This is a genomic window from Pelomicrobium sp. G1 (genome assembly GCF_051905455.1).
Taxonomy (GTDB): Bacteria; Pseudomonadota; Gammaproteobacteria; order Burkholderiales; family UBA6910; genus Pelomicrobium.
Window position 1 is genome coordinate 128,968 of record NZ_JBQACR010000004.1, and the last position, 23,760, is coordinate 152,727.

Genomic DNA, 23,760 nt, shown 5'->3' on the forward strand with positions numbered 1-23,760 from the left:
CCATCTCAACGGGTGAGGGCCTGGGACTGGGCCGGAGTCCGCATCACCCGGGCTTTGAACTCCTGGTACAGCCGGTGGAGCCGCTGGAACACCGGTCCGGGCCGGCCGCCGCCCACCTTCCGGCCGTCCAGCTCCACCACCGCCAGGATTTCCTTGGTGGAGGAGGTGAGCATTACCTCCTGGGCGGAACGAAGCTCGAATTCCGACACCTCGCGCACCTCCGCGGGGATGCCGCCGGAGGCGGCCAGCTCCAGCACCACGTCGTAGGTGATGCCCGGCAGGATCAAGTGGTTCTTGGGCGGCGTGAGCAGGGTGTCCCCGCGCACCACGAACACGTTGCTCGCCGACCCCTCGGTGAGGAAGCCGTCCCGCAGCAGGATGGTCTCCACCGCTCCAGCGTCAACCGCCTGCTGCCGCAGCAGCACGTTGGCCAGAAGCGAAATGGACTTGATGTTGCACCGGAGCCAGCGGTTGTCGGCGGCAGTGACGCAGGCGACCCCTTTTTCCATCTGCTCCCGGGGCGGGGTGGACAGGGGGTTCGCCATGATGAACACGGTGGGATCGACGCCTACGGGAAAAGCGTGGTCGCGCGGAGCCACGCCGCGGGTCACCTGCAGGTACACGCCCTGGTCCTCCCAGGGATTGCGGGCGATGACCTCTTGGACAAGGCGCGCCCACTCGTCGAGAGAATGGGGATTGGGCAGCCGGATTTCCTTGAGGCTCGCATCCAGCCGTTGCAGGTGCTCGACCAGGCGAAACGGGTGGCGCGAATACACCGGGATCAGCTCGTAGACCCCGTCGCCGAAGATGAAGCCGCGGTCCAGCACCGGGATGCGCGCCTCTTCCAGGGGCATGAACTGGCCGTTCAGGTAGATCATGGCAGCCTCAGTTGAATAGGAGCTTCAAGCTGTCCCAGGCGCGACCGAAGACGTTGGCCACCGGGACGCTCTGCAACGCCACCACCGGATACTCGCCCAGCGGCTGGCCGTCCACGGTGAGGCGCAAGGTTCCCACCTTCTGGCCCGCCGCCACCGGGGCGATCAGGGGTTCCTGCCGCTCCAGGGCGGCCTTAATGCGCTCCGCCTGGCCCTTGGGAAGGGTGAGGTAGAGGTCGTCCTGGAAGCCCACCTTGACCGCGTTCTCCTTGCCTTTCCAGACCGGCAGCACGGCCACCTCCTGCCCTTTCTGGTACACCCGCACCGTGTCGAAGAACTGCAATCCCCAGTTGAGCAGCTTCTGGCTCTCCACCGCCCGGGCGGTCTCGGAGCCCGCCCCCATAACCACCGAGATCAGGCGCCGGCCGTCCCGGCGGGTAGAGGCGACCAGGCAGTACCCTGCGGCCTCCGTGTGGCCGGTCTTCACCCCGTCCACGTAGGGATCGGTCCACAGCAGGCGGTTGCGGTTGGCCTGCCGGATGTTGTTATAGGTGTACTCCTTTTGCGAGTAGAGCGGGTAGAAATCCGGGAAATCACGGATCAACGCAGCCGCCAGTAGGGCGATGTCGTGGGCGGTGGAATATTGCTGCGGGTCGGGCAGCCCGGTGGCGTTGACGAACTGGGTGTTCTTGAGGCCGAGCCGGGCCGCCTCCCGGTTCATCATCTGGGCGAAGACCTGCTCGGAGCCGGCGACGGCCTCGGCCAGGGCGATGGAGGCGTCGTTGCCGGACTGCACGATCATGCCGTTCAACAGCTCCTCCACCGTCACCGGCTTCCCCGGCTCGATGAACATGCGGGAGCCCTCGGCGCGCCAGGCCTTCGTCGATACCGGTACCGTCTGGTCGAGGCGCAACTGCTTCTGCTTGAGGGCCGAGAAGGCGAGGTAGGCCGTCATGAGCTTGGTCAGGGAGGCCGGCTCCATGCGTTCGTGCATGTTTTCCCCGGCGATCACCTGGCCGGTATAGAAGTCCATGAGCACCCACGCCTTGGCCGTCACGGGCGGCGCCTTGGGCGCTCCGGGAGTCTGGGCTTGGGCGTGGAGGAGAAAGCTGGCGAAGAGAAGGGCGGTAAGGAGACGTGTCATAGGCAAAATTTGTATTATACCGTCTTGCGGCGAACGACCTCAGGATCCGTTTCCGCGAGGCGTCCGCCCTCCCGGAAGACCGCGCGCTGGCGAGAAAGGTTTCCGGGCCGTACGGCCCGCCGTGGGTCTCCCTCACCGGGCCGGCCTTGAAACAGGCGCTCCAGCACCTATTTAAACAAAAAAGGTTCCACCCATGCACCAGCACCGACGGAGGCACCCATGGCTAACATCACCCGCTTCGATCCCTTTGGAGAGCTGGACGACCTGCTGCAGGGGTTTTTCGTCCGACCCATGAGCCTGGAGAGCCGGGGACCCGCCCATTTCAGGATGGACGTGAAGGAGGACGAGCAGAAGTACACCGTGCTGGCGGAGCTGCCCGGTGTCAAAAAAGACGACATCCAGGTCACCATCGACGGCAATCAGGTGGCCATCGCCGCGGAGGTGAAGAAGAACGGCGAGGAGCGGCAGAACGAAAAGGTGTTGCGCCGGGAGCGTTACTACGGAAAGCTCTTCCGCGCCTTCTCCCTGGGGCAGGAAGTGGACGAAGGGGCCGCGAGCGCCCGCTTCGTCGACGGCGTGCTGGAGCTTACCCTGCCCAAGCGCACGGCAGCAAGCGGCCGCCGGCTGACCATCTCTTGACAGGCATCCATGCGGCGTACGGCACGGGCCACGCGCTGGCGGCAACGCCCGCGCGTGGCCTGCCGGCCGATGTAGAATAAGGCAGGTTTTCCCCGCGTCGCGAGCTCTTTTTTCCCCAATCCCGTTCCCCCGAGCCCCGTCCCCCATGAGCCTTACCCCCGCCAGCGCCCGCGAAAAGGCGCGGGTTCTCGCCGAGGCGCTGCCCTACATCCGGCGCTTCCATGGCAAGACCATCGTCATCAAGTACGGCGGCAACGCCATGATCGACGAGAACCTGAAAAACGGTTTCGCCCGGGACGTGGTGCTGTTGAAGCTCGTGGGCATGAATCCGGTGGTGGTGCACGGCGGCGGCCCCCAGATAGACGAGCTGCTCGCCCGGGTGGGCAAGCAGGGACGGTTCGTCCAGGGCATGCGGGTGACCGACCGGGAAACCATGGATCTGGTGGAGATGGTGCTGGGCGGCCTGGTGAACAAGGAAATCGTCAACCGCATCAACCAGCACGGCGGCAAGGCGGTGGGGCTCACGGGCAAGGACGGGGCCTTCATCCGCGCCAGGAAGCTCCTCATGCCGAGCCGCGACAACGCCGAGGAGCCGATCGACATCGGCCAGGTGGGCGAGATCGTGAGCGTCGATCCCGGCCTGATCGCTTTCCTCGACCAGGGCGACTTCATTCCGGTCATCGCCCCGATCGGGGTCGGCGCCGAGGGCGAGGCATACAACATCAACGCCGACGTGGTGGCCGGCAAGCTGGCGGAGGTGCTGCGCGCCGAAAAGCTGATCCTGCTCACCAACACCCCGGGGGTGCTGGACAAGGACGGCAGGCTCCTCACCGGGCTCACCCCCAAGGAGGTGGACGCCCTGCTCGCCGACGGTACGCTTTCGGGCGGCATGCTGCCCAAGATCGCCGCGGCCCTGGACGCGGCGCGCAGCGGCGTGAAATCTGTGCATATCATCGACGGGCGGGTGGAGCACGCCGTGCTCCTCGAGGTGCTGACGGACGAAGGGGTCGGCACCCTGATCAAGGCCCGTTAGACGCTACCCGGGGATATGCCGGCCGGGAGCGGAGTCGGCGATGCGGGGCCTCACCTGGATCTTCGACCTGGACAACACGCTCCATGACGCCTCGCCCCATATCTTTCCCCACTTGAGCCGCAGCATGACGGCTTATCTACAGGCCCATCTCGATCTCGATCCGGAGGCCGCCCAGGCCCTGCGCGTCGCCTACTGGAAACGCTACGGGGCGACGCTGCTGGGGCTCATGCGCCACCACGGCACCGACCCGCGCCACTTCCTCTGGCACACGCATCAGTTCCCGGAACTCGAGCGCATGCTGCGCCGGGAGCCATACCTGCACGGCGTCCTGCGGCGCCTGCCCGGCCGCAAGATCGTTTTTTCCAACGCGCCGGCCCACTACGCCCGAGCGGTGGTGCGGCTCCTGGACGTCGACCGGTATTTCGACGACGTGTTTTCCATCGAGCACACCCAGTTCCGTCCCAAGCCGGACGTCTACGGCTTCCGCCGGCTGCTCGACCGGCACCGCCTGTCGCCGCGGCGCTGCGTCATGGTGGACGACACTCCACAGAACTTGCGCACCGCGAAACGGCTGGGGATGCGCACGGTCTGGGTGACCCGCTCCGGGCGGCTGCCCCCGTACGTCGATGTCAAGATAAGCTCCCTGCCGGAGCTTCCGCACAGGCTGCACTTGCTGATATAACGGACGGGGAGCGGCGCGGCACAGGGGAGGGGCGATGCCAGCGAGGCGCGGCGAAAGAAAGCTGCAGATCCTGAGGGCTCTGGCCCAGATGCTGGAAGAGCCGAAGGGGGAGAAGATCACCACGGCGGCGCTGGCGGCCCGGCTCGACGTGTCCGAGGCAGCCCTTTACCGGCATTTCGCCAGCAAGGCCCAGATGTACGAGGGCCTGATCGAGTTCATCGAGCAGACCCTGTTCGGGCTGGTGAACAAGATCACCGCGGAGGAGCCGAGCGGCAAACGCCAGTTGGAGAGCATAGTCTCCCTGCTGCTCGGTTTCGCGCGCCAGAACCCGGGAATGACCCGGGTGTTGATCGGGGACGCCCTGATCTACGAGGACGGGCGGCTCCAGGGCCGGGTCAACCAGCTCCACGACCGCCTGGAGGCGAGCCTGCGGCAGGCGCTGCGCTTCGCCGTCGGCCAGGGGGAGATCGACGGCGCGGCCGATCCCGCCGCCCGGGCCAACCTGATCATGAGCTTCGTGGTGGGCCGCTGGCACCAGTACGCCAAGAGCGGTTTCAAGCGCGACCCGATGGAATACTGGAACGGCCAGCGCGCCGATCTGCTGGGGGATTAGGTTCCGGCTAGGCGTGGGCCGCGGCCGGCTGCCGGCTGCACACGGGACAGCGGGGGTCCTTGCTGAGCTTGACCTCGCGCCATTCCATGGCGAGGGCATCAAGCAGGAGCAGCCGGCCGGCGAGAGGCTCGCCCACGCCCGCCACGAGCTTCAACGCCTCCGCCGCCTGCACCGCGCCGATGATGCCCACCAGGGGCGCGAACACCCCCATCACCGCGCAGCGGGTTTCTTCCGCCTCCCCCTCTTCCGGGAACAGGCAGTGGTAGCAAGGGCTGTCCCCGCGGCGCAGATCGAACACCGCCACCTGGCCGTCGAAGCGCACCCCCGCCCCCGAGACCAGGGGACGGCGGTGGGCCACGCACGCCCGGTTGATGGCGTGGCGCGTGGCGAAATTGTCGCTGCAATCCACCACCACGTGGGCTTCCCCCACGAGCCGGTCGATGGCCTCGGCGTCGAGGCGCTGGGCCACGGGCTCGACCCGCACCTCCGGGTTGATGGTGGCGAGGGTGCGCCGGGCCGACTCCACCTTGGGCAGCCCCAGGGCGTCGCTCCGGTGCACGATCTGGCGCTGGAGGTTGGTGAGGTCCACCTGGTCGCCGTCGCACAGGGTCAGGGTGCCGATGCCCGCGGAGGTGAGGTACAGGGCCACGGGGGAACCCAGGCCGCCTGCGCCGATCACCAGGGCATGGGCGGCGAGGATGCGTTCTTGACCCTCGATGCCGATCTCGGGGAGCAGGATGTGCCGGCTGTAGCGGAGAAGCTGCTGGTCGTTCATGGGTTCGCCTGCGCGCTGCGGCGGAGGGGGCGCGCCGCCTCGGCTCGTCCTCGGGAATTCGAACGTTTCGTTGCGAAAGGCTCCCGCCTCGTCATCGATACGCCCGCCATTCCTCCGGCGTCTCGTCCGCGTCCCCGTGGGGATGGTGTTCGTAGGCCTGAACCCAGATTTCGCGGGATTTCTGGCAGCGTTCCCCCTCTGCGGCCAGGTTCTCGCACTGCACCTCTTCACAGTAGTGGACGAGGGCCCGGCGCAGCCGGGAGAGCAGGGAGCCGTCCAGGTGGAAGCCGCGGCCGGTCAAGGTCTCTTCGATGCCCTGGAGGGTGAAGTCGGGCAGATCGTACTCCACCCGCAGCGATACCCCATCCGGTTCGCAGCGCACCTTCAACCCGTCGATACGGCCGAGCAGGGCGGCGGCCGCTTCCGCCTGGCCGGGGGGCAACGGATGGAACACGAGATGGCGTTGCTTGTGACGGTCGTCGAGAGCCATGGAAGCGGGCGCCTCCGCCGGCCGCGGGCGAAGGCAACGCTCCCATGGTAGCGCCAAACCGGATGCCAGGTCACCCGCCCGGGCACCCTACTTGGCGATGATGTTGAGCCCCTTGAGCAGGTTGAGGGCCTGGGCGAGCTGGTAGTCGTCCTTGGAGCCGAACTCCGTGGGCTTGCGCCGCTCCGCGCTGTCCGGCGCCCCGTCCTTGGGTTTGTCGTTCTGCGGGCTGGTGGCGGGCTCCCTGTTCCCCGGTCCCTCCTTATCCTTCCTGCCCTGATCCTGGCCGTTGGACAAATGCCGCTCCAGGTCGGCCTCCCGCAGGCGCAGGGCCTCCAGGTCCGAGCTGGCCGGGTCTTCCACCAGGATATCGGGCTCGATGCCCTTCGCCTGGATCGAGCGGCCGCTCGGCGTATAGTAACGGGCGGTGGTGAGCTTGATGGCCGTGTTGTTGCCCAGGGGCAGGATAGTCTGCACCGAGCCTTTGCCAAAGGTGGGGGTGCCCATGATCACGGCCCGCTTGTGGTCCTGTAGCGCCCCCGCCACGATTTCCGAGGCCGAGGCGGTACCCCCATTCACCAGCACCACCATGGGCACGGACTTCGCTTGGGTCGGCAGGTCCTTGAGGTAATCCCGGCGGTAGGGGCCGCGCAGGTAGTTCTCGGCGCTGGCGGTGAGCCGCATCTTGGCGTCCTCGGTGCGCCCGTCCGTGTAGACCACCAGCGCGTCCTTGGGCAGGAACGCCGCCGCCACCGCCACGGCCCCGTTCAAGAGCCCCCCGGGGTCATTGCGCAGATCGAGGACCAGTCCCTTGAGATCCCGTTCGTTCTGCTTGTAAAGATTCTGCACGGCCTTCACCAGGTTCTCCCCGGTATGCTCCTGGAACTGGGTGATGCGGATATAGGCATAGTCCGGCTCGATCAGCTTGGATTTGACGCTCTGGATCTTGATGATGGCCCGGGTGAGGGTCACCACGAAGGGCTTGGCCTCCCCCTTGCGCAGCACCGTGAGGGTGATCTGGGTGTTGGGCTTGCCGCGCATGCGCTTGACCGCCTCGTTGAGGGACATGCCCTTCACCGAGGTGTCGTCCAGCTTGATGATCAGGTCGCCCGCCTTGAGGCCCGCCCGGTGGGCCGGCGTATCCTCGATGGGGGAAATGATCTTGACAAAGCCGTCTTCCATGCCGACCTCGATGCCGAGGCCGCCGAACTCGCCCTGGGTGCCGACCTGGAGCTCCTTGTACGCCTCCTGGTCCAGGTAAGCGGAGTGGGGGTCCAGCCCCGTCAGCATGCCGTTGATGGCCTCGGTGATGAGCTTCTTGTCGTCCACCGGCTCCACGTAGTCGCTCTTGATGCGCCCGTAGACCTCGGCGAACGCGCGCAACTCCTCCACCGGCAAGGGAGTCAAGGCGTCCTTGTTCGCCACGGCCGAAAAGTGCAGGCTCAAGAAAACGCCCGCCACCACTCCCGCCAGAACCAGGACGATTTGATGCACTTTGTTACGCATTACCGGTTACTCCAACTTCCCGCGCCGGCACGAGACGCCTTTCGTGCCCGCGACCCCCAAGCAACCCCGGCTCGATCAACGTAGCGTCACCCACTCCAACGGGTCGAGCGGTTTTCCCTCATGTCGAATTTCAAAGTATAGCCCCGTTTCGGAATGGCCGCCGGTGTTGCCCGTCTGGGCGACCGGCTCGCCGCCCTTCACCCGGTCGCCGACTTCCCGCAACAGAGCTTCGTTGAATCCGTACAAGCTCATGAACCCCCGTCCGTGGTCCAGTATCAGCAAATTCCCGAAGCCCCGCAACCAGTCGGCGAACACCACCGTGCCCGCGGCGATGGCCTTTACCGGTTGCCCGGGCGGCGTCCTGATGAACAAGCCTTTCCAGGTGAGTCCGCCTTCCCTTGGGCTGCCGAAGCGATGGGCGAGTTCCCCCGGTACGGGGAGCCGCAGTCGTCCTTTCAGCTCGGCGAAGGCCCGGCCGTCCAGGGAGGCGTCGGGGGTGGCCTGGTTGCGCAGAGGCGGCGGCGACTTGCGGCCCGAAAGCGCCTTGCCCAGCCGCTCTACCAGCCGGGCGAGCCGCACCTCGTCCCGCTTGAGGGTGTCGATCTGCCGGCGCTGTTCCTGGATTTTTTCGGCAAGCCGGGCGAGAACCGTCCTGCGCGCCTCCTGCTCTTTTTCCAGCCTCTGACGCTCGGCCGTCTGATCCGCCCGCACCTGGGCCAGGCCCTCGCGTTCCTCCCGGGCTTGCCCCTGTAGGCGGGCCAGCCGGTCCAGGTCCTCTTTCAGCGCCCGCACCCGTTCGGTTCTGGCGCGGGCGAGATAGGTGAGGTAGTGCAGGTGGCGGGCGATCTGGTTGGGGTCTTCGCTGTTCAGGATCAGGCGCAGGCTTTCCTGCTGGCCGGCCCGGTACCGTTCCCGGAGAAGCCGGCCGATGACCTCCCGTTGCTCCCGGATGGCTTGCTCGATCCGGCGGGCCTCTTCATCCAGGGCGGCGAGCCGGGCGTCGATCTCCCGCTCCCGCGCCTCCAGCGCCGCCAGCTTCCGGTTGGCTTCGCTGATCGCTCGTTCGGAGCTGCGCAAGGCGTCGGCGGCCTCGACCCTGGATCCTTCGTTCTTCTCCAGCTCCTGGCGTAGGGCTTGCAGGCGCTGGCGCAACTCCCCCAGCTCGTCCTTCGGTCCGGCCTGGACCGAAAAGACGACGGACGCGGCCAGCGCCGCGACGAGGAGGCGTCCCGCCCGGGGCGGCAGCCCTTCAGCGGGCCCGGCCCTGGTTGGCAACGGCCTGGGCGGCCTGGGCCACGGTTTGCGGGTCACCGAGGTAATAGTGGCGCAGCGGCTCGAGGTTCGGACCCAGCTCGTAGACCAGGGGGATGCCGGTGGGAATGTTGAGGCCCACGATATCCTGGTCGCTCACCCGGTCCAGATATTTGATCAGGGCGCGCAGGGAATTGCCGTGGCCCACGATGAGCACCCGGGAGCCCTGCCGAACGGCGGGGGCGATGGCCCCGGTCCAGTAGGGAACGAACCGGGCCACGGTGTCTTTGAGGGACTCGGCGAGGGGCAGCTCCTCCGGGTTGAGCTCCCGGTAGCGCCGATCGCGGCCGGGGTGGCGCGGATCGGAGGGCTCCAGGGCGGGGGGCGGAGTGTCGTAACTGCGGCGCCACAGGAGTACCTGCTGCTCGCCGTAGCGGGCGGCGGTCTCGGCCTTGTTGAGCCCCTGCAAGGCGCCGTAGTGGCGCTCGTTCAACCGCCAGGAGTTGTGGACGGGGATCCACATGAGGTCCATTTCGTCCAGGGCGAGCCACAGGGTGCGGATTGCCCGCTTGAGGACCGAGGTGAACGCCAGGTCGAAGTCGAAACCCTCCGCCTTGAGCACACGGCCCGCGGCCCGGGCCTCTTCGATTCCCTTCTCCGACAGGTCCACATCGGTCCAGCCGGTGAAGCGGTTCTCCCGGTTCCACAGGCTCTCTCCGTGGCGGAGCAGGACCAGTTTGTGCGTTGCCATATGCCTCTTTTTTCTGTGAAGGACGGCCGAGGGAGCAGAAATTTACTTTAATATTCTAGTATGCTTTCATAGCGTTCCTTAAGCCCCCACAACGCTGCCGTTGACCACGACATCCATGCCGTCGACCGCGACTTCAAAAATGGACTTTCTCCACCAGCTCATCGACCAGGATGAGCACATCGAGCAAGCTTCCCGGGCGATCAAAGCCATGTCCCATCCCCTGCGGCTCAAGATTCTCTGCGTGCTGGGGGAGAGGGAGGTGAGCGTCCAGGAGATCGTGGAGGCCGTAGGCACCTCCCAGAGCAATATCAGCCAGCATCTCGCCATTTTGCGCGACAAGGGGGTGTTGCGCACTCGCAAGGATGCCAACCGAGTTTACTACCGCATCGCAGACCCGCGCATATTGAAATTAATCAATATGATGCGCGAGGTTTTCTGCGGCTATACCCAATAGGGTCCGGCTTGGCGCCGGCTTGTTTTGACATAAGCCTTTCGCCCGCAGACAACAAAATATTACTACTTTCTAATTCATAATTTCCGCCCACTACCGCCCGCTTTCGCCTTCCGTCTTTTTTTGTGCCGCACAAAAGACGGAAAGCCCTTCGGCGCTCAACTATTGAGCATGTGCTTACTTTCTCTTGAACCCAGGCAAGGCAAAGGTGAGGGAGCAGCCGGGTTCCGCTGGCGGGAGAGCCAGGAACAGCCGATTTTCGTGCCCTCCGGCCGGCCAGAACGGGTTTGATAGAATGCGCTGCACGTTGCGTAGGATCAAACAAAGCGGACGAATCTGCTATGGAGTTTATTCAGGACAACATCTGGCTCGTGCTGATCGCGGTGGTGAGCGGCGGGATGTTGGTCTGGTCCTTTCTCGGCCCCAAGATCCTGGGCATTCCCCAGGTGGGAACCCTGGAGGCGACCCGGCTCATCAACCAACGAGACGCCCTGGTGCTGGACGTGCGCGACGAAGGCGAGTACCGAGCGGCCCACATTCCCCACTCGCGACACGTGCCCCTGACCGCCATCGACAGCCGCATCAGGGAGCTGGAGAAATATCGGAAGCGGCCCATCCTGATCATTTGCCGCAGCGGGAACCGCTCCGGCGCCGCCGCCAACCTTTTGCGCAAGCGTGGGTTCGAAGAGGTATGGGTGCTGAAGGGCGGGCTGGTGGCGTGGGAACAGGCCAACCTGCCCATCGAAAAGGGTTAGCTCGGTGGCCCGGGTGAACATGTACTGCACCGCCGTCTGCCCTTATTGCCAGATGGCGGAAGCCCTGCTTAGACAGAAGGGCGTGCGGGAGATCGTGAAGATCCGGGTCGACCTGGAGCCGGCCCTGCGCGAGGAGATGGTACGCAGGACGGGGCGCCGCACCGTGCCCCAGATTTTCATCGGCGACACCCACGTGGGGGGTTACGACGACCTGGCGGCCCTCAACCGGGCCGGCCGCCTGGATGCGTTGCTGGCGGAGTGACGGCGAACCGGCCCAGGCGGTGAGCCGGACGATTCCCCCTCTTTCTCTTAAAAAATGGGTAGTTTCCCAGGACCTTTTCCATGAACGATCAACCAGCGCAACCGGTCTTCTCCATTGAAAAGCTCTACGTCAAGGACCTCTCCCTGGAGATTCCCCATGGGGCCCAGGCCTTCCTGGAGCGGGAGCCGCCCCAGGTGGAGGTCCAGCTCCATACCCAGGCCCAGCCCCTCAACGATGGGATCTACGAGGCGGTGGTCACGGTGACCGTCACGGCCAAAGCGAAGGAGAAGGTTCTGTTCCTAGTGGAGGCGGCCCAGTCGGGCATCTTCCAGATCCGCAACCTCTCGGCGGAGGACTTGGATCCGGTGCTCGGTATCGCCTGCCCCAACATCCTCTTCCCTTATGTCCGGGAAGTGGTTTCCGACGTGGTGGGGCGGGCGGGCTTCCCCCCGGTGATCCTTTCCCCGGTCAACTTCGAGGCCCTGTACCGCCAGCGTCGGGAGCGGGCTGCCTCCCAGCCCCCGGCCGCATCATGAGCCGGCGGCTTTTCCAGGCGCCCCTGCTGACGGTCCTGCTGCTCGCCGGGGCGATGCCGGTCCTGGCTACCGAATACCGGGCGGTGGGGGCCGAGCCGGCGGTCCTCTACGACGCCCCCTCCCTCCAGGGGCGGCCCCTGTACGTGGCGAGCCCGGGCTATCCCCTGGAGGTGGTGGTTTCTCTGGAGCACTGGGTCAAGGTGCGGGACGTGGCGGGGGATCTGGCCTGGGTCGAAAAGCGGGCCCTCGCGGAGCGGCCCACCGTCATTGTCAGCGCCCCCCGCGCCGTGGTGCGCCGCCAGCCGGACCCGGGCGCACCCCTCGTCTTCGAGGCCGAGAAGGGGGTCGTGCTGGAGCGGCTGGAAGGGTCCGTTCCGGGCTGGGTCCAGGTACGGCACCGAGACGGGCAGACCGGTTTCGTCCCCGTCGGCCAGGTATGGGGCGGATGAGGATCGCCGTGCTGGGGGCAGGGGCGTGGGGGACCGCCCTTGCCATGAACCTGGCGGACCGCCACTCGATCGTCCTCTGGGTATGGGATCCGGCGGACCTGGAGGCCATGGAGCGCACCCGGGTCAATGGCCGTTACCTGCCCGGTTTCCCGATCCCTCCCTCGGTGGCGCTGGAGGGCGACCCCGCCATGGCGCTCGCCGGGGCCGACCTAGCCTTGGCGGTGGTGCCCACCGCCGCTTTGCGGGAAACCCTCCAGCGAGTGGCCGCCCGGGCCCTGGCGCCTCCGGTGGTGGTGGCGAGCAAGGGCTTCGAACCCGCCACGGGGCGCCTTCCCCACCAGGTGGCGGAGGAGACCCTGGGCCGGGAGGCCCAGTACGGGGTGCTCTCGGGCCCGAGCTTTGCCCAGGAAGTGGCCCGGGGGCTGCCCACTGCGGTCACTCTGGCGGCCGCGGATGTGGCGTTCGCCGAGGGCGCCGCCCGGACGCTCCACGGGCCGCGGTTGCGGGTTTACTCCAGCACCGATGTGGTGGGGGTCGAGGTGGGGGGCGCGGTCAAGAACGTGATCGCCATCGCCGCCGGCATCTGCGACGGCCTGGGCTTAGGCCACAACGCCCGGGCGGCGTTGATCACCCGGGGCCTGGCCGAGATCACCCGGTTGGGGCTCAAGCTGGGCGGCCGCCAGGAAACATTTCTCGGGTTGGCCGGGGCGGGGGACCTGATCCTCACCTGCACCGGGGATCTTTCCCGCAACCGCCAGGTGGGCCGCCTGCTCGCCCAGGGCAAGCACCTCGAAGAGATCCTAGGCAGCCTGGGCCACGTGGCCGAGGGGGTGAACACGGCCCGGGAAGTTCACGGGCTCGCCCAGCGCCTGGGAGTAGACATGCCCATCACCGAGGCGGTCTACCGGGTCCTGTTCCAGGAACTGCCTCCCGAGCAGGCGGTGGACATGCTGCTTTCCCGGGAACCGAAGCCCGAGCATCCCGCGAGCTAGCCCGGAGCGTCACAATTCTTCCTTTTCGGTAAACCCCACCTGCTGCCAAGCCTCGTACACCACCACGGCCACCGCGTTGGCCAGGTTGAGGCTTGGGCCACCTTGCCTGATGGGGATGCGCAGTCGCCCTGCGGGCGTGAATTCCGCCAGGACTTCCTCGGCCAACCCCCGGCTCTTCGGGCCGAACACCACCCTCCCATTGGGCGGGATATCCGGCTAGTACAGGACGACTTCCAGTATTTCGAGCTCAAGCGTCCTCAGGATCTTTGCATTCACTTTCAATGGCATGAAGATTGCTATTCGCTTTTTACACGAAATCATGGGAGGAACCCCTTGGCCCGGACTGAAAGAGTACGCCTGGGGCAGCTTTTGGTGGACCAGAAGCTCATCTCCGAGGATCAGCTCGCCCGCGCGCTCGCTGAGCAGAAGCGGACCGGCCGCAAGCTGGGACGGACCCTGGTGGAGCTGGGTTTCGTCACCGAGGACGAGATCTCCCGGGCCCTCGCCCGGCAGCTCAAGATTCCCTTCGTGGATCTCCGGCGCCAGGACATCCGCCCGGAGGTGGCGCAGAAACTGCCTGAAGTCTACGCCCGGCGCTTCCGCGCCCTGGCGCTGGAGGAAATCGGTTCTGCCTTGCGGGTGGGGATGGCGGACCCCACGGATCTCTTCGCCTACGACGAACTTACCCGCGTCCTCAAACGGGACCTGGAGCTCGCCGTGGTGACCGAGTCCCAGCTTCTGGAGGTGATCGACCGGGTCTACCGGCGCACCGAGGAGATCAGCAGCCTCGCTCAAGCTCTGGAGGAAGAGCTGGGGGAGCCCGGCATCGACCTGGCAGCCCTGGGCCTCGGCGCAGGGGTGGAAGACGCCCCGGTGGTGAAGCTCCTGCAGACGGTCTTCGAGGACGCGGTCCAGGTGCGCGCCTCAGACATCCACATCGAGCCCCAGGAACGGCGGCTGCAGATCCGCTTCCGCATCGACGGGGTGCTGCACCTGCAGACCGAGACGGATCTGCGCATCGCCTCGGCCCTGGCGCTGCGGCTGAAGCTCATGGCCGGGCTGGACATCGCCGAGCGGCGCCTTCCCCAGGACGGCCGGTTCAACGTCAGGGTGCGGGGATCGAGCATCGACGTGCGCCTTTCCACCATGCCCACCCAGCATGGCGAGTCCATCGTCATGCGGCTTCTCAACCAGAGCGAGGGGCTGCTGCGGCTTTCCCAGCTCGGCATGCCGGAGGAAATCCAGGATCGGCTGCGCCAGATGATCCAGCGCCCGTCCGGGATGGTGCTGGTGACCGGTCCCACCGGCAGCGGCAAGACCACCACCCTCTACGCGCTCCTTTCCGAGCTCAACTCGGTGGAACGCAAGATCATCACCGTGGAAGACCCGGTGGAGTACCGGCTTCCGGGGATCAGCCAGGTGCAGGTCCACGAGAAGATCGACCTCACCTTCGGGCGCGTGCTGCGCTCCGCCCTGCGCCAGGACCCGGACGTGATCCTGGTGGGGGAGATGCGGGACCAGGGTACGGTGGAGACGGGCCTGCGGGCCGCCATGACCGGCCACTTGGTTTTTTCCACCTTGCACACCAACGACGCCGTGAGCACGCCTATTCGGCTCCTAGACATGGGCGCGCCCCGTTACATGGTGGCCATGTCACTGCACCTGGTCCTGGCCCAGCGGCTGCTGCGCCTCGTGTGCGAGGGTTGCGCCGAGCCCTACCGTCCGCTTCCCCAGGAACTGGAATGGCTGCGCCAGGAGCCGGCGGTCGGCGCCTCGAACGCAGGCTTCGTCCGCGGCCGGGGTTGTTCCCGCTGCAGCGGCACCGGCTATCGGGGCCGCACAGGGATCTACGAGATGCTGGAGATGACCCGCCCCGTGGTGGAGGCTTTGAGCCGGGAAGACGCTTCTGCCTTCGCCGCGGCGGCGCGCGAGCAGATGGGAGGGGGCACCCTGCGGCGCCACGCCGCGCAGCTTGCGGCGGCGGGCAAGACCACCGTGGCGGAAGCCATGCGGGTAGCGAGCCAAGGCGAGGATTGACGGACGGGGAAGGAGACCATGGCGTTTTTTGCATACAAGGGCAGGAGCCCCGCCGGGGAGGCGGTGCAGGGCGTTCTGGAAGGGGCCGACGCAGGGGCGGTGGCAGCGCAGCTTTTTGCGAGCGGGGTCACGCCGGTGGACATCGTGCCCGCCGACGCGCCGCGGCCCGCCGCGGGCGGGGAGACGCGCTTCACCCTGTTCCGGGAGCGGGTGCGCCTCCTGGATCTCTTGCTCTTCAGCCGCCAGATGTTCACGCTCCTCAAGGCGGGGGTCCCCATCATGCAGGCCCTGGCGGGACTGCAGGAGTCCACCGACAACCGGGCGTTTCGCGCCGTTCTGCAGCGCATCCGCGAGCACCTGGACGCTGGGCGGGAGCTGTCGGCGGCCCTCGCCCGGCAGCAGCCGGTGTTTTCTCCCTTCTATGTGGCCATGGTGCAGGTGGGAGAGAGGACCGGCCGCCTGGAGGAAGTGTTCCTGCGGCTGTTCCATCACCTGGAGTTCCAGAAGTTCATGCGGGAGCAGGTGAAGTCGGCGTTGCGCTATCCTCTTTTCGTGCTGGCCGCCATGGCGATCGCCCTCACCATCATCAATGTCTTCGTCATTCCGGCCTTCGCCAAGGTGTACGCCGGCTTCAAGGCCGAGCTGCCTACCCTCACCCGCTTCCTCATCGGCTTCTCCGACTTCATGGTGAGCCACTGGCCGTGGCTTCTGGGGGGCGCGATCGTGGCTGCCCTCGCCTTCCAGAGCCTCGTCCGCACCCCCCAAGGGCGCCACGGCTGGGACCGGGCGAAGCTCGGGATCCCCATCGCGGGCAAGATCGTCCACAAGGCCACCATGGCCCGCTTCGCCCGAAGCCTCTCCTTGGCCCTGAGGAGCGGCGTGCCCGTGGTGCAGGGGCTCAGCCTGGTGGCCCAGGTGGTGGACAACGACTACGTGGCGGGCCGGGTGGAGAAGATGCGCTCCAGCGTCGAGCGAGGGGAGAGCGTCCTGCGGGCGGCGATCCAGGCGGGAATCTTCACCCCGGTGGTGCTGCAGATGATCAAGGTAGGGGAAGACTCGGGAGCGCTGGACGATCTTCTGCAGGAGATCGCCGATATGTACCAGCGGGAAGTGGAGTACGAGCTGAAGACCCTCTCCGCCCAGATCGAGCCGATCCTGATCGTGGGCCTGGGGGTCCTGGTCTTGGTTCTCGCCCTGGGCGTGTTCTTGCCTCTATGGGACTTGGGCAGCGCTGCGCTTTCGAGATAGAGAGTATCCGGGTCGAGCTTCAGACGTAGATGTCATCGTTTGAACGCTGGGTTGACAAAGGAAAGACCCTTCCTTCGCAAACAAAGACGTAAGCCATTGAGATTACGATACTTTACGAATGACGACGAACTAATCCAGGTTGGCACAGAAGCTGCTTTATACCGTGGGCATTCCGTATTGAGTTGTTGAGCTTTCTTGAGGGAGGAATACAGATGCAAAAAAAGCGGTACGGCGGGTTTACGTTGATCGAGCTCGTGGTGGTAATCGTCATCTTAGGTATTTTGGCGGCGACGGCCTTGCCCAAATTCGTCGATTTCACGGGCGAAGCGGAGCAGGCTGCTGTTAAAGGCGTGGCTGCGTCGATTTCGTCGGCAGGCGCCATCAACTACGGCAAGCTCAAGGCCGGTGGCAGCGGTGTGGCCATCACGCACGCCACCGACGCCTGTGCGAGCAGTGCAAATAGCGTTCTTGCCGGGCAAACGTCGTTACTGACAGGCAGCGTCACGTTGGTGACAGGCACGCCGGCGAACAACGACCAGTACAAGATCGCCGCCGGAACCCCCGCTGCATGCACCGCCGGTACGACCATTCAATGCACCATCGAAAGCAAAGGCGGTAAGACAGCAACGGCTTATGTCCCCTGCACCAATTAAGAGCTAGCCATGACAAAGAGAGGATGCGTACCATGGCTCGTATAACTCGTGGTTTTACCCTCATCGAGCTTGTCGTTGTGATTGCCGTCATTGCCATACTGGCGGCGGTGGCATTGCCTCGCTACATAAACCTCCAGCAGCAAGCGCGCGTTGCAAAGGTTCAGGGCATCTACGGCGCGATCCGCTCAGCCGCGGCTCTAGCCCACGCCCAAGCCCTGGTCACGAGTACGCCGACGACAGGGGCCGCGACGGTCGTCATGGAGGGGCAGACCATCGACTTGTTCCACGGCTACCCCACCGCGTCGAGCTCAGATAACAATCCGCTTCCCGCGGCGCCCAACCGCGGCATTCTGGTGGCTGCCCAACTCGACGACGTGGCCGACGGGCTGACTTTCGCCGGGGGTGGAACGGGGGCGGGCGCAACCCTCAACGTCCGGGTGATCGGCGCGCCTACGCCTACCGCCTGCCAGGTGAGTTACACGGCACCGGCCGCAGGAGGCAGCTCCCCGGCGATCACCGTGGTCACGACGGGCTGCTAAAGAAAGCGCTTCCACCGTCTGTCAAGCGCGCGGGCTTACGTCACGGTCGGTCGGCATCCCGATGCGTGTAAACGGCTACAGTCTGGTTGAGCTCGTGGTCATGGTCGCGATTGCTGCCGTTCTCGCGGCAATCGCTTTGCCTCGGATCGCTCATTGGGAAATTTTTGGCCACCGTGCCTTCGCCGACGAGCTCGCAGCGCTCTTGCGTCATGGACAGAAGGTCGCTGTCGCACAGCGACGCGCGGTCTGGATCAACGCTACCGCGTCGGAGATAAGAGCCTGCTATGACCCCGTCTGCACCCAAGCCGTCCGGGATCCCGTACGAGGCGGGGATTTGAGCCTTGGGGTACCGGATGGCGTCACCTTGAGCCCCGCACCCCTCAGCTTCTTTTTCGATGCCCTCGGCCGTCCAAGCTCCGGCGTATCCCTCATGATCGCTGGCGGCGTTACACAGACCCTGGTGATTGAGGCAGAAACCGGCTATGTCCACGGCTGACGCGAGGGGTGCCGCTGACGGCGGTGGGCGTCGGGCTCTTCGTGGCATCAGCCTGATTGAGCTGGTTGTGTTCATCGCGATTGTGGCGATCAGTGTCACGGGCATCCTGAGCGTGTTTACCTATACCACCCGCCATTCCAGCGATCCCCTGGCGCAAAAGCAGGCCCTGGCCATCGCCGAATCCCTGCTGGAAGAGGTACTCCTTATGCCCTTCACCTGGTGCGATCCGGACGACCCCGGCGCGCCCACGGCGAGCGGCCCCGGGGATTGCGCCACGCCGGAGGGTCTGGGGCCGGAGGCGGGGGAGAGCCGTTACTCCGCCACCGCTCCTTTCGACAACGTGAACGACTACCACGGTTTCGATACCCAGACGGCCTCGCCCGCCGGCATCTGCGACCTGGCGGGCAACTGCTTTTCTGCCTTGAGCGCCTATCGCGCGGTGGTGAGCGTCGCGCAGGAGGCCGCCGGGGGGATTCCCGCCGGTGACTCTTTGCGGGTCACGGTGACAGTGACCGGCCCTGCGGGAACCTCCGTCACGGTGGACGGCTACCGCACTCGCCACACGCCCACCGGGGTGCCGTGATGAGGAGAGGATTGGCCTCGCCGCGGAAACCGGCGTCGAACAGGGACGCCGCAGCTTTCTTCGGGGTGGCCATGCACGGCCGCCGAGGCGGCTTCACCCTGGTGGAGGCCGTGGTGGCCATCGCCGTCACCGGGATCGTGGCTGCCCTGGCGGCGCTTTTCATTCGCGTGCCGATTGAGGGCTATGCAGACGCGACTCGCCGGGCCGAACTGACCGACCAGGCAGACACGGCTCTGCGGCGCATCGCCCGGGATGTCGCCCGAGCGGCGCCCAACAGCGTGCGGGTGGCCACGACGGGCGGGAAAACCTACCTGGAATTCCTGCAGACAAGCGGCGGCGGCCGCTACCGGGGTCAGGTGGACGGCACCGGCGCGGGCGACCCCCTAGACTTTTCCGCGCCGGATGGCTCCTTCGACGTACTGGGCCCGCCCATCACCCTGGCGCCTGGGGAACAGAACCTGATCCTCGTCTACAACCTGGGAATTCCCGGGGCGGACGCTTACGCAGGGGACAATGTCAGCGCGGCTACCAGCCCCACTGGCGTGGCCCTCAACAACCTCGCCATCAATCCGTTTCGGTTTCCCCTGGAGTCGCCGGCCCACCGCTTCCAGGTGGTGTCGTATCCCGTGACCTACGAGTGCGACCCGGGGGCGGGGGTGATCCGGCGCTATTGGAACTATCCCATCGCCGCGGCCCAGCCCACGCCCCCTTCGGGCACGCCCCCGGCCCTCCTGGTGAGGGACGTGACGGATTGCTTCGTGACCTACAACGCTTCCATCGCCAATGTCAGGGCCGGCTTGGTGACCCTGGGATTGACCCTCACCCGGCTGGGCGAATCGGTGACCCTCTACCATGCCGTCCACGTGGCCAATGTCCCCTGACCGCCGCCCCCTACGGGCTCTTCGAAGCCGCTCGGGGCGCGGCTTCAGCACCGTCACCGCGCTTTTCCTGGTGGTGGTGCTGGCGCTGCTGGGGGCCGCCCTCATGAGCGTCTTCGGCCTGCAACAGGCGGCGAGCGGCCTGGACCTTCAGGGCTCCCGGGCCTTGCGCGCCGCCCGAGCGGGAATCGAGTGGGGGATGTACCAGGTGCTGGTGGCGCAAGGAGGCAGCGCCTGCCCGGCGAGCCCGCAGAACCTCTCTTTCGGGGGGACCCTTTCGGCGTTCACTGTCACCGTCGAATGCAGTGGGTTTCCCGCCGACGAAACGGGGCACACGCCTAATCCCTTCAGCGTCTTCCGCCTTGTCTCTACGGCCTGCAACAACCCCATGGCGGGGGCGTGTCCCAACACCAGCGCCGACCCCGGCGCCCGTTACGTGGAGCGGCGGGTGCAGGGGACCATCGCGCCATGACGGGCTTGCCTTTTCCTCGATGGCAGAAATGGGCGGCAGGGATGCTGCTCGCCTGCCTGCTGCCCGGATGGGCGCAGGCGGGAATCGCGTTTCGCGCCTCGAGTTCCGCTTCCATTCCCGCAGCCTCCACGATCACATATGGCGGACAGGGAACTTTCGCCGTGCGGGGAAACTGCGGCTCGATCTCTCCCACGCTGCCGACCGGCACGGCGGCGGGAGACCTGCTGATCGCGGTCGTCGCCTCGGGCGCTTCGCCCACCCTCTCCATGCCGGGCTGGAACCTACTTTTCCAGCAAAACCCCGTTTCTAACCTCACCTCGGCGATCTACTGGCGCATCGCCACGGGCGGCGATCCCAACACCATTACCCAATCCGGCACCTGTAACGTGCTCGCCGCGCGTATTTCCCGCTTTACGGGCGTGGATACGCAGCAGCCCTTCATGACCGCTCCGCTCGCAGCGTCGAACTGGTCCTATCAAAACGCCAACACGGTGACTACGGGGACCGAGACGACGGACTACCCCGGCGCCATGCTGGTGGTCACAGCGCACACGACTGACGACAGCGATTTCGGCGTACTACTGGGGTTTACCCAGGCCTACAGCTCCCAGACTCGCACCGGCAACGACGTCGCCATCGGGCTCTACTACGCTGCGCAGGCCTCGCCCGGGACGGCAGGCCCTTATACGGTGACTAAGACCCGGGGCGCGGACCCTAACCACGGCACGGTCTTCGCGCTGCGGCCGGCGGGGCTCAAGCTCGTGATCCCGGTGCCCGCCGGCACGCAGGCGAACGACGTCATGATCGCGAGCCTCTCGGTTCGCCCCTGCAGCAGCTTGATCCTCGGCGCATGCACGGTGACGGTCAATCCGCCCGGCGGCTGGACGCTCGTGAGCGCAGTCGATCAGGCCACCGGCGGCGGCACGGGGGGATTCGGCAATCGTCTCTACGTCTATCGGCGGGTCGCAGGAAACGCGGAGCCGGCGAGCTATACCTGGGTGATCGGCGGCACCCCGGTCCACACCGGGGCCGTGGGCGGCATCCTGAGTTTTTCCGGCGTGGACACGGCGAATCCCCTGGTCGCCGAGGCGGGACAGGCGACGGGCTTCTCCTCTAACCATACGGCGCCCAGTATCGATACCGGGGCCATCGCCGAGACCATGCTGGTGAGCAGCCATACTGTGAACTCCTCGGGCATCTGGACGGCCCCCGCCGGCATGACCGAGACGGTGGATATCGCTTCGCTGCCCGTTTCTGACGACCTTGGCCTTGCCCTGGAGATGAATTACGAGCCGCGCTCGGCGGCGGGGGCGACGGGTACGCGGACCGCCACCCTAGCCAATCCGCCGGCGCCGGATACCGGCGCGACCCATATGCTCGCCCTACGGCCGGCGATCACCCTTCACCACTACGCGGTGAGCGCCCTCAACACCTCGGTGGCGACCTGCGATTACGCCGAGGTCACCATCCGCGGGCACGATGCCGCCCATGCACCGGTCAGCCCCCCGGCGGGGCGGGTGCTCGCCCTTTCCACCTCCAGCGGCACCGGGGTATGGCAGCCCACGTTGGTGTCCGGCAGCGGCGCCTGGAGTCCTTCGGGAGCCAACAACGGCGTGGCCGCCTACGTGTGGCCGGGAAACGAATCGAGCTTCACGGTGCGGTTGCGACTGACCACGGTTAGCACCCTTTCGGTCAACCTTCTTGACAACGCGGGCGTTACCGAGAGTGGAACGGAGGATCCGGCCATCGCCTTCGTGGAGTCGGCGTTGCGGGTGAGCAACGGCGCCAACGCGCCGCTGGCGATCGGCACCCAGATCGCCGGGAAACCTTCCAATGTGGGGGCGGGCGCCCAGGCGCTCTATCTCCAGGCGATCCGCACCGACACCGAAACCGGTGCCTGCGTGAGCCTATTTCCGAGCGGATCCGAGGTGGCGATCGAAGTGGGCGCGCAGTGCGTCAACCCCGCCACCTGCACCCAGCCGGTCACCCTCGCCACCGCCGCATCGAGCGGCAACACCGCTTCCTTCGTGCCCAACGGAGGGTATCCAGCCAGCGTCAACTTCCGCTTCACGACGGCCAACGCCGAGGCACCCTTTAGCTTCAGTTATGCCGACGCGGGAGAGATCCGGCTGCAGTTCCGCCGGGCCTTGCCGCCGCCCCCATCGGGTGCCTACGTACAAGGAGCGAGCAACGCCTTCGCTACTCGCCCCTTCGGACTTGCTTTTCGCGGGGCCAATGCCGCCACTTCCATCCAGCACGGCACGAGCCCGGCGAGCCCCGTGCTGGCGGCCGCCGGCGATCCATTCGTCATGACTGTCGCGGCCTACCGGTGGGCAGCCGCCGAAGACGACGGCACGGGCCGTCCCCTCCCGGGCGCCGACATCACCGACAACGGCTTGACGCCCAACTTCGCCGCGGACGTGGTCGTGAGCGTCTCCGCCAACTTGCCGGGAATGGCTTTGGGGGCGGTGGCGCGGGGCGCGGGATGCTCGGCTACAGCCACAGCGCCGGCCGCCGCCTGGTCCGGGGGGGCGGCCACCCTGTCCGATTGGTGCTACACCGAGGCGGGCAACGCGTTCTTCGCGGCGGCTGCGTCCGACTATCTGGTGGCCGGCCTTCAGGTCACCGGCAATAGCGGGCTGGACGGCAGCGGCCCCACGGGCGGCTACGTCGGGCGCTTCCGTCCTAAGTACTTCACGGTGACCAACGCTAGCCTCACCAACCGGATCGCGGCAGGCTGCAGTGTGGCCTCCAACTTCACCTACATGAACGAGGCCATGGAGGCGGGTTTCAAGCTCTCGGCGAAAAACGCGGCGGGCGCGGTGACCCAGAACTACACCACCGCCAGCGGCTACGCCAAGCTGGATCCCGTAGGCTCGCCCGCTTCCCTCGGCTTCGGCGCCCGGGACGGCGCGGTCAACCTCACCCCACGCCTCGATCTCGGCAGCGTGAGCGGCAGTTTCGTGGCGGGAGAGGCGACGGTCAGTGCGCGGTTGGCGCTGCGCCGGGCAAGCCCAGACAACCCGGACGGGCCTTTCGAAGTCTTCGAGCTGGGCATTGCCCCCCAGGACAGCGACGGCACCGCCCTGCGGCCGGCGGATCTCGACCTGGACGTGGACGGGGCGGGCGGCAACGACCACGTGAAGGTCGGGCAGACCCGGGTGCGGTTCGGCCGGCTGCGGCTCGCCAACGCCTATGGCTCGGAGCTCCTGGATTTGCCCATCCCGATCCGGGTCGAGCACTGGAACGGGGTCGGCTTCGTCACCAACGCCGACGACGGCTGCACGCGCCTTGCCGCGGCCCACGTGTTGCTCTCCGGCTATCAAGGGAACTTGAACGCCGGCGAGACCAGCGTGGCGCCCGCGCCCACCCTTGTTTTCTCCGGCGGCGTGGGAAATCTCAAGCTCACCAGGCCCGGCGCCGGCAACTTCGGGAGCGTCCTATTGCGCGTCGATCTCGCCGCCGAAGGAAAGAGCTACCTGCGCGGCCGCTGGGACGATGGGGCGAACCCCGATGCCAACGCCGGCACGGCCTACGACGACGATCCGGCCGCCCGCGCGAGCTTCGGCCAGTACAAGGCGGGCGCGCGGCTCATCGACCTGCGGGAGAGCTACTAAGAGGGCGAAATGGGAAAAGGCGGGGCTAGAATTGTG

At 66.4% G+C, this 23,760-nt stretch carries 27 protein-coding genes; 19 read left to right on the forward strand and 8 right to left on the reverse strand.

All coding sequences use genetic code 11. The features are described from left to right. Positions 1-5 precede the first annotated feature (5 nt). Together ACTFO6_RS05900 and ACTFO6_RS05905 are read right to left on the reverse strand one after the other, a co-directional pair. Positions 6-878: a D-amino acid aminotransferase gene (locus ACTFO6_RS05900; RefSeq protein ID WP_439933525.1), complete on the reverse strand. Its 873-nt coding sequence runs from the start codon at positions 876-878 to the stop codon at positions 6-8. Positions 879-885: 7 nt separating this feature from the next. After that, entirely contained in the window at positions 886-2,019 is a 1,134-nt protein-coding gene (locus ACTFO6_RS05905; RefSeq protein ID WP_439933526.1) for a D-alanyl-D-alanine carboxypeptidase family protein, read from the reverse strand. 219 nt (positions 2,020-2,238) lie between these two features. Between ACTFO6_RS05905 and ACTFO6_RS05910 the strand changes: the two genes are divergently transcribed. From ACTFO6_RS05910 to slmA, 4 genes are all read left to right on the forward strand, one after another. Then, entirely contained in the window at positions 2,239-2,658 is a 420-nt protein-coding gene (locus ACTFO6_RS05910; protein WP_439933527.1) for an Hsp20/alpha crystallin family protein, read from the forward strand. Between the two features lie 145 nt (positions 2,659-2,803). After that, entirely contained in the window at positions 2,804-3,691 is an 888-nt protein-coding gene (gene argB, locus ACTFO6_RS05915; protein ID WP_439933528.1) for an acetylglutamate kinase, read from the forward strand. A gap of 40 nt (positions 3,692-3,731) precedes the next feature. Continuing rightward, positions 3,732-4,373: a pyrimidine 5'-nucleotidase gene (locus ACTFO6_RS05920; protein ID WP_439933529.1), complete on the forward strand. Its 642-nt coding sequence runs from the start codon at positions 3,732-3,734 to the stop codon at positions 4,371-4,373. Positions 4,374-4,407: 34 nt separating this feature from the next. After that, positions 4,408-4,986, forward strand: coding sequence for a nucleoid occlusion factor SlmA (gene slmA, locus ACTFO6_RS05925; protein ID WP_439933530.1), 579 nt, complete (start codon positions 4,408-4,410; stop codon positions 4,984-4,986). A 7-nt stretch (positions 4,987-4,993) separates the two neighbouring features. Here the strand turns inward: slmA and ACTFO6_RS05930 are convergent, their stop codons facing one another. The 5 genes from ACTFO6_RS05930 to gpmA form a co-directional block, all read right to left on the reverse strand. Then, positions 4,994-5,761 carry a HesA/MoeB/ThiF family protein gene (locus ACTFO6_RS05930; RefSeq protein ID WP_439933531.1) on the reverse strand — a complete coding sequence of 256 codons (768 nt, stop codon included), beginning with the start codon at positions 5,759-5,761 and terminating at the stop codon, positions 4,994-4,996. A 91-nt stretch (positions 5,762-5,852) separates the two neighbouring features. Beyond that, positions 5,853-6,251 (reverse strand): hypothetical protein, encoded by a 399-nt coding sequence (locus ACTFO6_RS05935; protein WP_439933532.1) that lies wholly within the window; start codon positions 6,249-6,251, stop codon positions 5,853-5,855. 87 nt (positions 6,252-6,338) lie between these two features. Further along, on the reverse strand, positions 6,339-7,754 hold the full coding sequence (locus ACTFO6_RS05940; RefSeq protein ID WP_439933533.1) for a S41 family peptidase: 1,416 nt from the start codon (positions 7,752-7,754) through the stop codon (positions 6,339-6,341). Between the two features lie 75 nt (positions 7,755-7,829). After that, a complete protein-coding gene (locus tag ACTFO6_RS05945; protein ID WP_439933534.1) occupies positions 7,830-9,029 on the reverse strand; it encodes a murein hydrolase activator EnvC family protein in 1,200 nt (399 codons plus the stop codon). Beyond that, positions 9,004-9,756: a 2,3-diphosphoglycerate-dependent phosphoglycerate mutase gene (gpmA, locus tag ACTFO6_RS05950; RefSeq protein WP_439933535.1), complete on the reverse strand. Its 753-nt coding sequence runs from the start codon at positions 9,754-9,756 to the stop codon at positions 9,004-9,006. Before gpmA ends, ACTFO6_RS05945 begins: the two co-directional genes overlap by 26 nt. A gap of 139 nt (positions 9,757-9,895) precedes the next feature. On the opposite strand from gpmA, the gene ACTFO6_RS05955 reads away from it, so the two are divergent. The 6 genes from ACTFO6_RS05955 (at position 9,896) to ACTFO6_RS05980 (ending at position 13,201) form a co-directional block, all read left to right on the forward strand. Next, positions 9,896-10,210: an ArsR/SmtB family transcription factor gene (locus ACTFO6_RS05955; protein WP_333843830.1), complete on the forward strand. Its 315-nt coding sequence runs from the start codon at positions 9,896-9,898 to the stop codon at positions 10,208-10,210. 338 nt (positions 10,211-10,548) lie between these two features. After that, entirely contained in the window at positions 10,549-10,962 is a 414-nt protein-coding gene (locus tag ACTFO6_RS05960) for a rhodanese-like domain-containing protein (RefSeq protein WP_439933536.1), read from the forward strand. A 19-nt stretch (positions 10,963-10,981) separates the two neighbouring features. Further along, positions 10,982-11,224, forward strand: a complete 243-nt coding sequence (gene grxC / locus ACTFO6_RS05965; protein ID WP_439933625.1) for a glutaredoxin 3 — start codon at positions 10,982-10,984, stop codon at positions 11,222-11,224. Positions 11,225-11,304: 80 nt separating this feature from the next. Continuing rightward, entirely contained in the window at positions 11,305-11,760 is a 456-nt protein-coding gene (secB, locus tag ACTFO6_RS05970; protein ID WP_439933537.1) for a protein-export chaperone SecB, read from the forward strand. Next, positions 11,757-12,209, forward strand: a complete 453-nt coding sequence (locus ACTFO6_RS05975; protein WP_439933538.1) for an SH3 domain-containing protein — start codon at positions 11,757-11,759, stop codon at positions 12,207-12,209. Before secB ends, ACTFO6_RS05975 begins: the two co-directional genes overlap by 4 nt. Next, positions 12,206-13,201: an NAD(P)H-dependent glycerol-3-phosphate dehydrogenase gene (locus ACTFO6_RS05980; protein ID WP_439933539.1), complete on the forward strand. Its 996-nt coding sequence runs from the start codon at positions 12,206-12,208 to the stop codon at positions 13,199-13,201. The genes ACTFO6_RS05975 and ACTFO6_RS05980 overlap by 4 nt, the downstream gene beginning before the upstream one ends. 9 nt (positions 13,202-13,210) lie before the next feature. Here the strand turns inward: ACTFO6_RS05980 and ACTFO6_RS05985 are convergent, their stop codons facing one another. Further along, positions 13,211-13,393 carry a tRNA (cytidine(34)-2'-O)-methyltransferase gene (locus ACTFO6_RS05985; protein ID WP_439933540.1) on the reverse strand — a complete coding sequence of 61 codons (183 nt, stop codon included), beginning with the start codon at positions 13,391-13,393 and terminating at the stop codon, positions 13,211-13,213. Positions 13,394-13,534: 141 nt separating this feature from the next. Between ACTFO6_RS05985 and ACTFO6_RS05990 the strand changes: the two genes are divergently transcribed. The 9 genes from ACTFO6_RS05990 (at position 13,535) to ACTFO6_RS06030 (ending at position 23,724) form a co-directional block, all read left to right on the forward strand. Next, positions 13,535-15,238, forward strand: a complete 1,704-nt coding sequence (locus ACTFO6_RS05990) for a GspE/PulE family protein (RefSeq protein WP_439933541.1) — start codon at positions 13,535-13,537, stop codon at positions 15,236-15,238. Between the two features lie 18 nt (positions 15,239-15,256). Beyond that, on the forward strand, positions 15,257-16,486 hold the full coding sequence (locus ACTFO6_RS05995) for a type II secretion system F family protein (RefSeq protein WP_439933542.1): 1,230 nt from the start codon (positions 15,257-15,259) through the stop codon (positions 16,484-16,486). A 212-nt stretch (positions 16,487-16,698) separates the two neighbouring features. After that, positions 16,699-17,139 carry a type II secretion system protein gene (locus ACTFO6_RS06000; protein WP_439933543.1) on the forward strand — a complete coding sequence of 147 codons (441 nt, stop codon included), beginning with the start codon at positions 16,699-16,701 and terminating at the stop codon, positions 17,137-17,139. A 32-nt stretch (positions 17,140-17,171) separates the two neighbouring features. Beyond that, on the forward strand, positions 17,172-17,678 hold the full coding sequence (locus ACTFO6_RS06005) for a prepilin-type N-terminal cleavage/methylation domain-containing protein (RefSeq protein WP_439933544.1): 507 nt from the start codon (positions 17,172-17,174) through the stop codon (positions 17,676-17,678). A gap of 100 nt (positions 17,679-17,778) precedes the next feature. Continuing rightward, on the forward strand, positions 17,779-18,174 hold the full coding sequence (locus ACTFO6_RS06010; protein ID WP_439933545.1) for a hypothetical protein: 396 nt from the start codon (positions 17,779-17,781) through the stop codon (positions 18,172-18,174). Positions 18,175-18,241: 67 nt separating this feature from the next. Next, positions 18,242-18,757: a type II secretion system protein gene (locus ACTFO6_RS06015; RefSeq protein ID WP_439933546.1), complete on the forward strand. Its 516-nt coding sequence runs from the start codon at positions 18,242-18,244 to the stop codon at positions 18,755-18,757. Between the two features lie 71 nt (positions 18,758-18,828). After that, positions 18,829-19,638 (forward strand): PulJ/GspJ family protein, encoded by an 810-nt coding sequence (locus tag ACTFO6_RS06020; protein WP_439933547.1) that lies wholly within the window; start codon positions 18,829-18,831, stop codon positions 19,636-19,638. Further along, the gene (locus tag ACTFO6_RS06025; RefSeq protein ID WP_439933548.1) at positions 19,628-20,107 is read left to right on the forward strand and encodes an agglutinin biogenesis protein MshP; all 480 of its coding nucleotides are present in this window, start codon (positions 19,628-19,630) and stop codon (positions 20,105-20,107) included. The genes ACTFO6_RS06020 and ACTFO6_RS06025 overlap by 11 nt, the downstream gene beginning before the upstream one ends. Beyond that, positions 20,104-23,724 carry a DUF6701 domain-containing protein gene (locus ACTFO6_RS06030; protein ID WP_439933549.1) on the forward strand — a complete coding sequence of 1,207 codons (3,621 nt, stop codon included), beginning with the start codon at positions 20,104-20,106 and terminating at the stop codon, positions 23,722-23,724. The genes ACTFO6_RS06025 and ACTFO6_RS06030 overlap by 4 nt, the downstream gene beginning before the upstream one ends. Positions 23,725-23,760: the final 36 nt, after the last annotated feature.